Raw genomic sequence first — 14395 nt, forward strand, 5'->3', positions numbered from 1 at the left:
TCTATAGTGTAAATTTGATAAGAATAATAGATGAATTTTGTTGATTATGAAGATTGAAAACCACGGAATGATGTAACAGGAATCCTAGCAAGTTTCTATGCTGTAGATAAATGAGAACAAGCCGTTTCATGAACCTAATCCATGAAACGGCCTTTTTAAATAATTCTCATTCGGCAGTTAAGCCATATTTATTTCCAAGATACATAAATCCTGCAAAGTTGTTCTCTGTGAAAAGATCACTTGAATCTGCTCCTGCCGGAATCGTGAAGGATACACGGTTTCCTTTGTATTCTCCGTCAAGGAAGCTCACTTCAAGGCTTACGTCTGGTCTTGCAGCAAGTGCATCAAATACCATCTTGTGGAAAGAGATCCATCTGTCGGTGGTTATCTTAACTGTCTCGCCCTGTTTTGCTTTTGTAATCTTGTCTACTGTGTTGGCATTGAATACGTAATATGCAGAAAGAGGAACTCTTACAAGAATATCGTAGCACTCTGTACATTGATATCTAAGTTCACCATCTCTGTCTTCTGTAGCCTCAACTTTGTCCCACGCATATGTATGGGTATGAGGTCTTACTACCTTCTTTTCACTATCTTCTGCTGGTGCAGCGCCGTCCTCATATGCTATTGCATACATAGAAAACTTATCTGTATCTACGTCTACCGCATCCCCTGAGCCTTGTCCTATTATTTGTGCTCCTGAGTCATGGAATCTGAAAATAGAAAACAGTCTTCCGGATTTTTGAAGTACAGGTGGTATCGGGAACTTAACTTTTATTTTCCTTGATGTCTCTTTTATCTGATCTCTAGACTTCAGTGCACCGTTGGCATCTGTAACTTCATATATAAGAGTAAGGTCAACAAAACTTCCGACTGTAAGGCCATTTGCTTCAGCCATTCCTTTAATGGTATCAACAGCTTCTTTTTCATCGTCTGATAAGTTTCCCTCGTCCTTACTGTCAGTATTAAGGATAAGTTTTACCGTATCACTTTCATCAACAGGAGTAACCCCTGATACTAATGCACGCACCTCAGCAGGATCATTCTCTACAGAAGTCTTTTCATCATAAGGCGCTGTACCCTCTTTAGCAACAATTGTGTTTCCTGCCTGAACTGTAATTGATAATTCTTTTGACACACTGCCATATGAATTACTTGCTGTTACAGTAAATACGCTTGTTCCTGTGCTTGTCGGAGTTCCACTTATGACACCCGTATCTGATCCAAGTGCCAGTCCATCAGGAAGTGATCCAGCTGTGATTGCCCAGGTAATAGGCTGCGCTCCGCTTGCAGTAAGTGTCTGGTTATAGGCCTCTCCTTCTGTTGCTTCTGAAAGATCTGAAATAGATATCTCCGGAACAGTTTCACTTGGAGCTGAGCCCGTGACTGTTACCGTGCACTCTGCCTTGTACTGGGTGCCGGCAACATTTATGGTTACTGTTATCTTGGCTGTTCCTGCGCCTACTGCAGTTACCTTTCCGGTGTTATCTACTGTTGCAACTGTCTCCTTATCCGAACTCCAAGTAACCACTGCATCTGATGGTTCAACTGTTACCGCTATGGTACCGGTTTGACCACTCTCAAGTTCCATGGTTGTAACATCAAATCTAACTTCCGGAGTTACAGCTTTTTCTGAGATGGTTACTTCAATCACTGCTGCTTCTGAGTCTGCATGGTCATTATCGCCAACAGCTTTATACCACACATAATAGTTTTTCGCTTCATTACCTGTTGGAATGGATTCACTCCAGCCATCAGTAGGAACTGTGGTTGCATCCGTACCGAGCGCGTACTGCATCTCGCCGCCTTCGGCTGAACCAGCGGTCACAAGCGACTGTGCAGAACCGGTATAGGTCAGAGTCTTTGCTTCCGGTGCTTTTGTTACCGTTGGCGGTTGTTTCTCGCTGATCGTCAGCGTTCCTTTTGTATAGCTGATGGCATAGTTATCTCCTGCGCTTGCGCCGGAGGCAACGATGTCATAGGTGCCTGCCGCAGTATTATCCGGAGCGGCCGCGCTGCCGTCCTTCTGATAGGCCAGCGTTGGGGCGGTCGTCAATGTATCTTCTCCTACCAGTCCGGTAACGGTATAGAAATCCGAGCCGGAGAGCGTAGGAACTGTGCCACCTACATAGATGCTCTGATCCTTCGCTGTGATTCTAAGCGTCATTGTATTGACCGCAATAGCAGTAGTTTCTGTATCAATTGTTGTGTCAGACTCATATTTTGCCGTAACCGCAGCGGAGCCTGCCTTCAAAATCTTAACAGTCGCAGTTGCCCCGTTCGGTGTGATCTGGAACACCGTCTCATCGCTGGTACTCCAAGTCCAGTTGCCTGTTCCAGTTCCTTCGTTTGTCACGCTGCCTGTAATCGTGAAATCCGCGTCGCCGTAGGTCTTAGAAGCGGGAACACCTGTGATGTCCACCCCTGCGTCAGACTTTGCCGTGAGCGTTATTTTGACATTGACCGTGGAATCGGCATAGTTAGTAGAACCGATGGTCACAGGCAGGGTGACGGTATCGCCCGCCGCGCCGCCGGAGAGCGTGGCAGTCACAGTGCCACTTTCATTCACGGCGAAGTTGGAAACCGTAACGCTGCCGGTCTTGCTCGCGGACCCCACCGAATAAGTCAGCGTTCCAGCGTCATCGGGCATTTTGCCCGCCACGGACTCAGAAACGGAGGTCGCTTTATACAGCAGTGTGTCCGTCATGTCCGCGATAGTCTGTGCGCCCGCCTTGCCGATATCAACTGTGGCAGTCGTGGTATTCGTCGCAAGGCTGTAATTTGCGTTCTTGAGCGTCACGGTGACATTGACGGTCTTGCCGTCACCCGCATTCGCATCGGACATTGCGCCGGTAACGGTGTAATCTTTCTCTTCGCCCACCGTAAGTGCCACGGCTTGTTGACTGCTGTTCTCGAACGTAACGGCGCTGATTGTGACCGCTGTGCTGTTCTTATCGTAAGCGCGGTTCGTCGCTGTCGCACCAGTAATGGTCAGAGCAATGGGGGTGATCGTGAAATCCGCCGTTGCGGTCTTGCCGCCTACCGTGATGCTGGCGGTATAAGTACCTGCATTAGTCGGCGCTGTCTCGCTCTTTGTATAGCTTGTATTGCTGTGTCCTTCATATTCAATCGTTGGCACGGTCAGTCCAGCACCCGTCCACGCCGTCGTATCGGTAAGGCTTGCTCCGGTATAAGCGCTGCCGGTATAGGTCGTATCGGTGGCGCTCAGGGTCAGCGTTGCGGGAGAGCTATGCAGAGCACAACTCGTGTCACTACAAGTCGCTGTGATGGTTGCACCGGTTGCGGAGTAGGTGAAGCTGTGGATGTGTGAATTCGAGAACTCCACTTTCTTGTATATATTGGAAATCGGCTGTCCTTCAGAATTGACAGCAATATTCTGCCCGTCTGTCGTACCTTCCTTATTTGTCCAAGCCACTCCGGCGATATCATTTTGAACCGTTCTGTAATTACTGTCCGTATCATAATAGATTGCCCCATTGTCACCGCCAATAGCAATTAATTTAGCATTCGTTCCGATGAAAAGAGGGGCTCCGCCTCCATTTTGACCAATTCCAAAGGTGCCGCCTTCAGCTGTTACATTACCATTTGTTATCTCAATTTTTCCATCACTATGCAGTCCCGAAATCGATCCTTTTACGTTTATTTCACCAGTACTTTCCAATGTCAAACTTCCACAAATAATACCAGTACCACTCTTATCAGCCGTAATGTTAACGCTTTCGGAAATAGTCAAATCACCCTGTGAATGGATGGCCGAACCACCTGCGCCTTCTATTTTCAGCGTTCCGTTTCCTTTAATATTTAATGAGCCCACGGAAACAATATACGATCCTATAGTGTTAGTATTCTCAATAATGACTGTTAACCCGTCAATATTATTAAGAATGCCAGGAAAAATACCATTATAATTAAAACCATTCAATGTCAATGTGTTGTTCGTTGCATCATAACTTGCAGTATTATCGCCAACAATATTCGAAGCATTTGAACTCGTTACCTCTGTTCCGCCGACACTGAGATTGTAGTTGGTGACATTATCTGCATATGCCGTCAGGCTCATCCACGGCGTCATACCCAGCATCAGCGCAAGGCTGAGCAGGATTCCTAAAAAACGTTTCTTAATTTTCATAAGCAATCTTTCTCCTTTTTTCTTATTCATGGCTGTTATGACCGCCGCATTGCCATTATGCACCATACCTTCGTATAAGCTACGGATAGTTCATTAACAAGAACTTATACGTAAAAACCGCCGAACCTGACAGGGTATACTACCCCCGTCAAGTCCGACGGTTATCCATCACAAATGTAGTATTCAGTTTCAAACGCCCTGCAGAACGCAAAAAGGGCGAAGTTAGCCCATGCTCTGCTCTGCTCTGCTCTGCTCTGCTCTGCTCTGCTCTAAGGAGCGTAGTTCTATTCCTCATGGCTGTAAACTCCTTTTCATAAAACCACACTGATATTATACCATACATTTTTTAACTATAACTCATTAACAATTATGCATTTTTCCACTCCTCATATATCTTCTCTTCGTCATAATCGGGAAGGTACTTTTCAGCTATAGAAGCGATTTCCTTTACATGCTCTTCATCTTCCTCCACTTCAGAAGCTATAATATTTTTGCTTTTTCCATTAAAAAGTTTTTTACATATCTGTCCAATTAGCTTTATTTATTTTCCTTCATCCTTGGCTTCTTTGACCAGGATTTAATGCACTAATTTTCTCTCCTGATACTATGTATTTTAACACTTCCACTAATTGCGCAATAAAAGAATGCTTACGCCGGTGGCGTAAGCATTCGTAATAATCTTCAATTCTATTTTATTCAATAATAATTCCGTCTTACTCTGTCAAAACTGTAGCACCAAAAACATCTACAAGGTGCATATATCCACAGTATCCATTTGAATCAAGAAGTGTTGTTACATTGTATCCTGCTGGAATTGTAACTTTAAGCTTCTGACCATCTTTATTCTTAAAGATAATGCTGATTGCGACGTCAGTTCTTTTTGACATAGAATCAACCATATTTTTGTCAAGGCATGCAATAGTATTGGTTTCGATAACTACTTCTCCACTAGTTGGAGCATTAGCAACAGTATCAATTACTGCTGAACTAAACTGAGCCGGTGAAACACTGAATACATCGATTGATACTGTCTTAGTAGGAGCCTGGGCATTACCAAGTTCAGTAGTTGGAAGAGCATTTCCTACTGCTGTATTTACTACATTGATCTTACCTGTTGTGTCAGGAGCCTGAGGTTCCTGAGTACTCTGCTGATTCTGAGAATCGTCAGATGTATTTGTAGCCTGTTCAGTATTTGAGCTCTGTTCTGCTGGAGTCTCTGGCTGTGCTGGCTCTACAGTTGGCTCTGATGCAGGTTCTGTAGCAGGCTCTGTAGTCTGTCCCTGTTCACTTGAACCTTCCTGTGGATTTGTCTGTTCTCCTTCACTACCACTTTTTTCTGATGATTCTGATCCTGATGAAGCAGTTATCAAACTCAATCTATAATTCTTAGTGTCCTCTCCTAAATAAGAAAGTTTTAATACCTGTCCATCTGTCAGTGGTTCACTATGACCTGTAATATAAGGGTCTTTCAAGCCTCCTACATAGCCTGATTCTGGGCTTTGGGCGCAATCAAAAGCATGTCCAGCTCCATACTCTTTCCCATTGGCACTATTATCAGTAACCTGAGTGAAAGCCGTATTATCACCATCTATAGGATATGGGGTTTCTTTATTCTCGTGTTCCGTATCAGATAAGAAAAAACCATTCTTCCCTACAAACAAGTAGTCACTACCTTTATCATCGCACTGATACAATTTACCATCCTGATAAACATCTTCCTCTGCAAAAGCAACAACCGGTGCCTGAATAAACAATAATCCGCTTAAAGCGACCGCAAATAATCTACTTAGTTTCATCAATTTACCTCTCTTTCAAAGAGAACTTCTGGCTTTTTATATCAAAAGCCATCCCACACAGTTACACTTCTAGTCTACCCTCCCCACAAAAAAATACAATTAAACGAGCATTAACTATCATTAAAAGGAAATAGCTTTCTTAAATTACAATAAAAAATTATATAGGTGATGCAAAGCTTTCGAAGGATACTTACATTTTGTATATGCGTAAGTAATTGGCTGCGTCCGCCACCATTGACTGAACCTGAGGAAAACGCTTTGGTTTGCGAGCCGACGGTGAGGATGATGGGAACAGTAGATTTCTCGCAACGTCGGATTCAGCATTGTAGCGTTTTTCTCAGCCCCGTCAATGGCAAGCACCTTGCGGTGTGGCTGGTTTTATTGCCTCAGGATCCAATTCCGAGAACAGTAGATGTTGATACTTCTAGAACGTATAAGGCTTTATTCCCTCGGCTCCCAATGTTAGGAGAGCGAGCTGCTGTTTTGGGCATATAGCTCGTTTTCAATAGCTCAGCCACCTGCAATTAAACCGGTTTTGGGCTCATAGCCTGATTTCAGGCTTTCAGCCACCCCGCATTATAGCTTTTATCGTAGGCAATTGGGCATATACGGTAATTATCCGTCCGTAGCCACCTTTTAACAGGTGGCTCGAGTTTTGAAATCGGCCTATATGCCCAGTTGAATTTCATGAGGGGTGGCTGGCCTCGCAAAAAGCTGCTATATACCCAAAATAGTAAGAATCAGAGGTGGCTGGAAGCTTTACAAAGCGCTATATGCCCAAAATAACTATCTCCATTAAATATGTACTGTTATACGGACGGAATCTCTGGATTGTCACAGTAAAATGGGCACATAGATATATTTTTTAAGTTACTACATCCATCGGCTAAATTTTCAGGAAGTGAAAATGGGCATATACGAGAAATAATGGATTGCCACATCCATTGGATGAGTGATTCGAGACAATCAATCATCTATAAAAGGATGTGTAAACTTCAAAAATGCCGTATATACCCAAAATCGCAAGTCAAAAACATTGGCGAGGGATGTGGTAATCTTGAAAGACAGGAAATATGCCCAAATCACGTTTTATTTCGGGGGCCGAGCTATTTAAAGCAAGCTATATATCAAAGCAACTCTTTAACGCTTTGTATGCAGCATTCGAAAGCTGCGTCCATGGAGCCTTGAAAGCAGCCCCCCTACTGTTCTCGGAGTCAGAGCCTGAGGCAATAATCTCTAGCCACACCGAAGGTGCTTGCCATTGACGGGTTCTGAGGAAAACGCTAAAATGCTTAATTCGACGGTGCATGAATCTGACTACTGTTCCCATCATCCTCACCGTCGGCTCGCAGACCAAGGCGTTTTCCTCAGGTTCAGTCAATGGTGGCGTACGGAGCCAATCACTTACGCATATACAAAGTGTAATTATCCTTCGAAAGCTTTGCATCCCCTTTATAATTTTGGATAAAAAAAGCCTGCACAGAAATCTATCTGTGCAGGCGCATCTTATTCAATCAGTACGCTCCGTCCTGTCCGAAGATTGCCGGGAAGGTACGGAAAATAAGTTCTATATCTTTTGCAATACTCATATCTTCAATGTACTTAAGATCAAGTTCAACCCATTTATCCCACTTTATCTTTGCCCTTCCGCATACCTGCCAGTAGCAGGTAAGCCCGGGTTTTACGATAGTGCGCTGCTTCTCGTAAGCATTACATGCCTCCATCTGAGATGTAAGGATAGGTCTTGGTCCAACAATACTCATATCACCCTTGATGATATTAAAGAGCTGTGGAAGTTCATCAATTGAATACCGTCTGATGAACCTACCCACATGGGTAACTCTCGGATCATTTTTTATCTTGAACGCATGTCCGGTCTGCTCATTTTGTGACTGCATCCTCTCGAACATGGATTCAGCATTCTTATACATGCTTCTGAACTTATAAATCTTGAAGCTCTTCATGTCCTTGCCTGATCTCAGCTGCGTAAAGAAGACAGGTCCGCCATCCTCAAGTAATATGGCAATTGCTGTCAGTACAAATATAGGCGAGAGGATAATGATCGCAATACTTGATGCGACAATATCAAACACCCTTTTTATCCACTTATAAATATTGGGCTTATGATCATAGATTTCCTGATAATTAAGCTCAATTATCTTTTTTCCGGCCAGGACCCGTTCAACCCTTACCGGCACTGTAGAAGCCTTTGCCATATATTAGCCCCCTCATAGGTCAAAAATGACAGCTTATCTTTTGTCAGTTAGTAGCATATGCAAGAACAGGAACTCTGATAAATGCTACTGTGCCGTGTCTGGTCATATTTACAATGACATGGTCTTTTCTTGTCTCAACAACCGGAAGCTGAACCCATTTGCTTCCCTGAAGCTGGTAAACTGCGATATTGTCTCCTGCATTTACTCCACTTACATAGAAGTTAACTTTAGCTGTTTTAAATGAAGCTCCGGGAGAACTTGTATTTACAACGTTGAGAAGCGCTCCGCCCAGACCTGCAGAGAAGCCTGTAGCTGCTGTGAGCTGTCCGCCTGTAGCAGGAGTAAGAACAAATGTTACATTACTCTTTCCACCGTTGATCTCAACGTGACCGCCCTGTCCAACAATTGTTGAGCCATAGCCGATTATATTATTTCTCTTGTAAAAATCGTTAGCAGATGAGGAGCTTCCTCCGCCGCCTCCGCCTGATCCGCCGGATGAACCTGATGAGCCTGAACTCTTTCCGCCTCCTGCATTGATCGCATTGGCAAGATTCTGAACCTGAGTAGTAAGGCTTGCAAGCTGAGCAGTGTTTACATAAAGCTCTTCCTCATACTCGGTAAGAGCCTTTTCATACTCAGTCATCTTTTCATTAAGTTCTTCTATTTTTTCTGTATTAGCACTCTCGCTGCTTTCAAGAGTAGCTATTTCCTCTTTAAGAGTCTGTATTTTTTCCTGCAAAGTTACAACATTCTCTCTCAAAGTAGCCACGCTCTCCCTAAGAGTTGTAACCTGCTCACTGGTGCTTGTTTCACTTTCTTTAATTGCACTTTCAAGCTTTGTCTGCAGTTCTTCAATCTGCTTCATCAGATCATCTGTAGTCACACTGTTTGATCCCGTATTGGTGGTACCATCTGCTGCACACACACTTAGTGATGAACATGCAAGCAAAACACCTGCAACTGTGAGAGCAAGAATTTTCTTCATAATAATTTGCCTCCATACACTTTCAAAAACACAACTTAGCCATCTATATCTGATCTGGATCCCTCCAGCTGTGGCTCTTTGGCCATTTTAAGGCTTGCTCCAACCTATTGTGGAAAAGTCCTCTTCCGGATCTCCCCAGTCGATTTCTCTGTCAATCTTTCCTGCCGCATCTCCAACAAGACACCCGATTACCACAATCTGCCTGTCGCTGTCATCCGATGTAAGTGTCAAAAGAAAATGGCTGGGCTCAAGGCCCGTCTCCCATCCTGACCTTATATTCTTGTTCATGGTCCTGCCGGAATAAATCTCATCGATAAACTGCTGGCACCCTGACGCATAGGAAAAGTCATATTGTTCCAAGAGTCTTGTATTTTCTCTTGTATAAGCAGCCATAATGTAATAGATAAGAGCATTTCCTTCCATATATACATGTATGTACTGCTGCCCTTCAAAATAGCTCCTGTCAAGGAACTTACTAAGTTCCTCTGTTGGCACTCCGTGGACAACTTCATTAAAGTCGCACATATTCGCCATATTAGCGGCTTCTATGTAAAAGCACCCTTTTGCATCCGGTTCTTTTGCCACATTATGACTTGCATAAAAACTGTCATCACCATCTGCATTTTGAAGGATTGGACCATTGATTGGCGTTCCCGGAACATATATCCATGCAAATATATCTCCGTTCTCCTTTTTTAATTTTTCGAAATCAATGATCGGTCCGCCTTCTTCTGAAGTACTGACAACTTCCTCTTTTTTGCCACATCCTGTCATGATCAGCAAAAAAAGGAATATTAAAATAAGACTTTTAACAGCTTTCCTATCTATATCAATATATCGTCTAGTTTTATTCATTTATTTAGCCCATAACATCAACTTTTTCATAAAAAACTTCTAATATTGTTTTGTACAGGTCATCATCATCCACATAAAACTCTTCAAACTTTCCATTTTTCACGTTTTCGCCCTTTATGGTAATAATGTCATCAGAGCTAAAACTGAATGAAGAAATATATGGTGCCAGATAGCTTATTTCATCTGCACTTATATTGGTAACCATTTTGCTGCTTATGGCTGTAAAGAGCTCCACTGCCGCATTATTATTCTCTTTTGTAGTCTCTCTTGCAGCATCTATAAAGCCTTCAAGGTACTGCCTCTGCCTCTCAAGTCTGTTTTCATTGGAGCCAAAGACATGTACATCCCTTGCTTTAACATAGTAAAAAGCGCTGTCGCCTTCCAGATGGACCTGTGCCCCCTCCTTCAGCGTTTTATCCCATTTGGTAAGGTCCTCCAAGACAGTTACATCTACGCCACCAACCTGATCATTTATGGTAGGAATTGCGCTCATATTTATGGCCGCATAACCATGTATCGGAAGCTGGTAAAACATATTTGAAACCGCTTTGACCTGATAGTTACAGCTCTCTTCCATTCCGTCTCCAAAGCCGTGCTGGGTCGCGATCTGAGCTATAACAGTGGTCATATATCTTCCATATTCATCGTAAACATCTATATCAGTCATGCTGTTTCTGTTAATTCCAATTACTTTTATGGACTGATCACGTGGATTTAGTACCAAAAGAAACAGCGCATCCGCCTGGCCTCCATCAGTTCCCTCTGCAACCTTAACCACGGTTTCGTCGTCCTTATCGATTCCCATTATCAAAAAAGTAATTATGTCATCGTTGTAATCGTAAACATTTCCATTGTAAGGTACCCAGTCGTCTTCCCAGTAAGCAGCTGTACTTTCAGAGACAGACATATCCGTCTGCGCCATCATTGGTGTTGACGTCGCAGATTTAGAGTCAAGATTCGATTTTCCAAGTATTCTCATAACTTCAAAACCAGCAAGACCAAGAGTCGTCACTGTCATAAGCACTGCCCAGATTATGAGAAAAACCTTTCCTGCTCCTCGCATTTGCTATCGCTCCTAGTTTTCAGTTTCTGTTGATGCACCCGTTGCTGAATCCCCCTCACTGCTTTCTTCGCCGGCTTCCATCTCTCCACCTGATAACATATCAGGGAAAAGACCATCCTCCATAACATCCACAGCATCTCCGTTGTTATCAATATCTTTTATATCTGCCGGAAATACTCTGGACTGTTTTGTCACATTCCCGCTATAATCCGCAACAGCATAGTACACAACCGCTGTTCCGGCATCCCTGTTGAGCACCACCTTTTCAACTACAATTCTCTGCGTAAGATCTCCATCTCTGGAATCATACGCATTTATGCCAACAAGCAAGTCTTTGTCCGTAGTCTCGGAGTCGTAAGTCAGATTAAGGGCTGAGAATCTGAACTCCGGTGCCATCCTGTCGCTTCTTCCATAAGCAAGCACTATAAGTGCTATCAGAACCCCGCTTAATATGGTAAAAAAAATGCCTAAAATGTTTCCTTTCACCTGCATCTCCCCATAAAATCAGTCTTTTCTTGTAACTCCGGCAAGATAGTTAAGTTCATCAAGGTCATCATCGTCCGGAGGTGCCGGTTCTGCTGCCTTTGGGCGAACCTGCTTGTCAGCTGTATCCTCTCCGTTTCCATAGTATTTGCCATAATACTTACCGTAGTATTTGCCGTAATAATTTCCATAGTGGCCGTAATAGCCTTTTCCTGAAATATCAACTTTATTAAGTACAACTCCAAGTATCTTTGCCCCTGCTTTATCCAGCTGGTCTTTTACCCTCTGGGCAAATCTATAACTTATGGAATTGCTCTCAATCACCATCACAGTGCCATCGCATTGCTTTGAGACAACTGCCGCATCAATAACGCTTCCAAGAGGCGGCGTATCTATGATTACATAGTCAAAGACCTGCTTCATATTCTCAAGGACCTTTTCAAAGATTCTTCCGCCCAAAAGCTCACTGGGGTTCGGCGGTACAGGTCCACTAAATACAACATAGAGATTGGGCGTATCCGTCTCACATATAACACTTGAAAGCCTCTCTCTTCCGACAAGGCAATGAGTAAGTCCAAGCCTTACCGAGCCTGTCCTGTATCTTCCCACAAGGACTGACTTTCTCATATCGGCGTCCACCAGAATAGTCTTTTTACCTGCCTCAGCAAAGGCTCTTGCAAGAGCCATGGCCACAGTTGTCTTCCCTTCACCGGGAGTACAGCTGGTAACTGAGATGATCCTCACATTCTGGCCGCTGAACTCAATATTGCTTCGCAAGGTCTTATAGGCTTCTTTTATCTGATAATTGTTTTCTGACTGGCTAAAATGAAGCTTCGCGTTCTGCATAAATCCCCCATTTACTTCTTCTTTGCTTTTTTCTTATTTTTCTTTTTATCCTGTTCCTCTAAAGTCAGTGGAACAAGCGCCAGTGTACTAAGTCCAAGATATCTCTCCACATCGTCATTGCTCTTTATTGTGTCATCAAGAAGGTAACCAAGTATTACAAAAAACGCTACTATAACCGCTCCGATAAATCCTGAAAAAACTGTCCATCTGCCTACGCTGGGGCTTGCCTTCTCTGTGGGGACATTGGCTGTTTCTGCCACATTTATGGCGTCAATATCCATAACGTTTGTGATATGTTCACTTGCAACTTCACGGATGCAGTTTGCAATCTTCATTGCCATGAGAGGATCTTCGTCTTTTACTGTAATTGCAACAATTCTGGTGTCAGATGGTGTATCAACCCTTAAAACATCTGAGAGGTCTTTATAATCCATCTCTATCAGATTGAGCCTTTGGATAACCTCTTCCAAAACATATCTGCTTTTTATAAGTTCAGCGTAGTCCTGTGTGAGCTGTGTGGATATCTGCACATCAGAATACGTAACCGTTTGGTTTTCTTCTTTGTTCAGGATATAAATCTTGGTTGTTGATTCATATACGGGGTGAAGCACAAATTTGCTGACGAACAGCCCCGCCAGGGCAAAAAAGATTCCGGCGGTTATGATCACAAAAGCTCTCCCCAAAAGGATTGCAAACAGTTCCCCAAGATTAATTTCGATGATGTCATCTCTCTTGTTCACACTAAATCTCCCCTGATACTTGTTATCAGCTGCACAGTTTATATCACTTCATTTTTTAAAACGCTTAATGGATTATCGCAAAAAATCTTTTGACCATAATCAGCGCCTATTTTCTTATCCACATAGTTCCTGCAGTCCTGTAAATGTGGTGCCCTTCTTCCTGTGTCATGGGCATCAGAGGCCACAAAATGAACCAGCCGCTTTTTCAATATCTTCTTAGTAAAATGAGCTATACCAAAACCATATTTCCCCATTACACTGGAAGCATTTACCTGTATATAACAGCCCATACTTATCAGCTCTTCTATATAAGACGGGTGAGACACTATGTCACTGTATCTTTCAACATGGGCAATAATAGGAATATATCCCGCTCCAAGTAACTGATAAACTGCATTATGAATCGCTTTATAGGGATTGGTTGGATGAAACTCAACAAGGACATAATCAGATCCAGCCAGAGTACATATCTTACCCTCTTCGAGCTCTTCAAGAACCTTCTCGCTGTAATATATTTCGTTTCCGGAATAAAGCTTTATTTTTAATCCAAGATCTTTGGCTTTGCTTTTAAGAGAATCTTTGTAAGATGCGTTGTGCGCAGGGCTTACATTATGATGCATAGGCTTATGATGCGGTGTCAGGATCATGGCCACAATGCCGTCTTTTTCAGCTATCTGCAGCATTTTCAGGCTCGTTTCCATATCCGGCGAACCATCATCAACTCCAGGCATTACATGACAATGAATATCAATACAAGTCTGCATTTACCATCTACCTTTTTAGCTTTTTCGAATGACCGCACAAAAATATATGATATATCAAAATAATTATACACCTTTATTTTCGGGCGTTTCAACATGATGTGGTAATTTATAAAATTTTAACCAATATGTTGGGTGGCTAAAAATGCTTATTCTTGCTGATAAAAAAACAGAATGATAAACTGTTAAATGCAGCATGGCCAAAATGCCATAATCACAGAACATACAAACAAAGGAGAAAGATCATGATTCCACAGGACCCTGTAATGCTACTTAGTTTTATCAATATGAAACTTCGAGATGAATACGGAAGCCTTGAAGCTCTTCAGGAAGGCCTCGATATTTCAAATGATGAATTACAAGATATTGTATCTAAACTAAAAGGCATCGGCTATATATACGATAAAGTCAACAATAAATTTTCTTAATTTTCTAAAAATTCAATACAAAATATAACCCAAAAATAAAGAAAATAAAGCCATCATAAACATTTGGTTAAT

The 14395-nt window shown here is 42.7% G+C and carries 11 protein-coding genes; 1 reads left to right on the top strand and 10 read right to left on the bottom strand.

Features of this window, described 5'->3' with window-relative positions:
• Positions 1–166 precede the first annotated feature (166 nt).
• From C4S54_RS04985 to C4S54_RS05040, 10 genes are all read right to left on the bottom strand, one after another.
• Entirely contained in the window at positions 167–4150 is a 3984-nt protein-coding gene (locus C4S54_RS04985; protein WP_160110684.1) for a beta strand repeat-containing protein, read from the bottom strand.
• Positions 4151–4863: 713 nt separating this feature from the next.
• The gene (locus C4S54_RS04990) at positions 4864–5946 is read right to left on the bottom strand and encodes a hypothetical protein (protein WP_103868559.1); all 1083 of its coding nucleotides are present in this window, start codon (positions 5944–5946) and stop codon (positions 4864–4866) included.
• Positions 5947–7460: 1514 nt separating this feature from the next.
• On the bottom strand, positions 7461–8162 hold the full coding sequence (locus C4S54_RS05005) for a sugar transferase (protein WP_103868562.1): 702 nt from the start codon (positions 8160–8162) through the stop codon (positions 7461–7463).
• 43 nt (positions 8163–8205) lie between these two features.
• A complete protein-coding gene (locus C4S54_RS05010; protein ID WP_103868563.1) occupies positions 8206–9147 on the bottom strand; it encodes a hypothetical protein in 942 nt (313 codons plus the stop codon).
• An 87-nt stretch (positions 9148–9234) separates the two neighbouring features.
• Positions 9235–10002: a class B sortase gene (locus C4S54_RS05015; RefSeq protein WP_103868564.1), complete on the bottom strand. Its 768-nt coding sequence runs from the start codon at positions 10000–10002 to the stop codon at positions 9235–9237.
• A gap of 4 nt (positions 10003–10006) precedes the next feature.
• Complete coding sequence (locus tag C4S54_RS05020) at positions 10007–11065, bottom strand: LCP family protein (RefSeq protein ID WP_103868565.1); 1059 nt, start codon at positions 11063–11065, stop codon at positions 10007–10009.
• A 12-nt stretch (positions 11066–11077) separates the two neighbouring features.
• On the bottom strand, positions 11078–11551 hold the full coding sequence (locus tag C4S54_RS05025) for a hypothetical protein (RefSeq protein WP_103868566.1): 474 nt from the start codon (positions 11549–11551) through the stop codon (positions 11078–11080).
• An 18-nt stretch (positions 11552–11569) separates the two neighbouring features.
• On the bottom strand, positions 11570–12394 hold the full coding sequence (locus C4S54_RS05030) for a polysaccharide biosynthesis tyrosine autokinase (RefSeq protein WP_103868567.1): 825 nt from the start codon (positions 12392–12394) through the stop codon (positions 11570–11572).
• Between the two features lie 11 nt (positions 12395–12405).
• The gene (locus C4S54_RS05035) at positions 12406–13134 is read right to left on the bottom strand and encodes a YveK family protein (protein ID WP_103868568.1); all 729 of its coding nucleotides are present in this window, start codon (positions 13132–13134) and stop codon (positions 12406–12408) included.
• A 38-nt stretch (positions 13135–13172) separates the two neighbouring features.
• Positions 13173–13898: a CpsB/CapC family capsule biosynthesis tyrosine phosphatase gene (locus tag C4S54_RS05040; RefSeq protein WP_103868569.1), complete on the bottom strand. Its 726-nt coding sequence runs from the start codon at positions 13896–13898 to the stop codon at positions 13173–13175.
• Positions 13899–14140: 242 nt separating this feature from the next.
• Between C4S54_RS05040 and C4S54_RS05045 the strand changes: the two genes are divergently transcribed.
• Complete coding sequence (locus tag C4S54_RS05045; RefSeq protein WP_103868570.1) at positions 14141–14323, top strand: DUF4250 domain-containing protein; 183 nt, start codon at positions 14141–14143, stop codon at positions 14321–14323.
• The last annotated feature ends 72 nt before the right edge of the window (positions 14324–14395 follow it).

This window comes from Butyrivibrio sp. Su6, from assembly GCF_900108105.1.
Classification (GTDB): domain Bacteria; phylum Bacillota; class Clostridia; order Lachnospirales; family Lachnospiraceae; genus Butyrivibrio.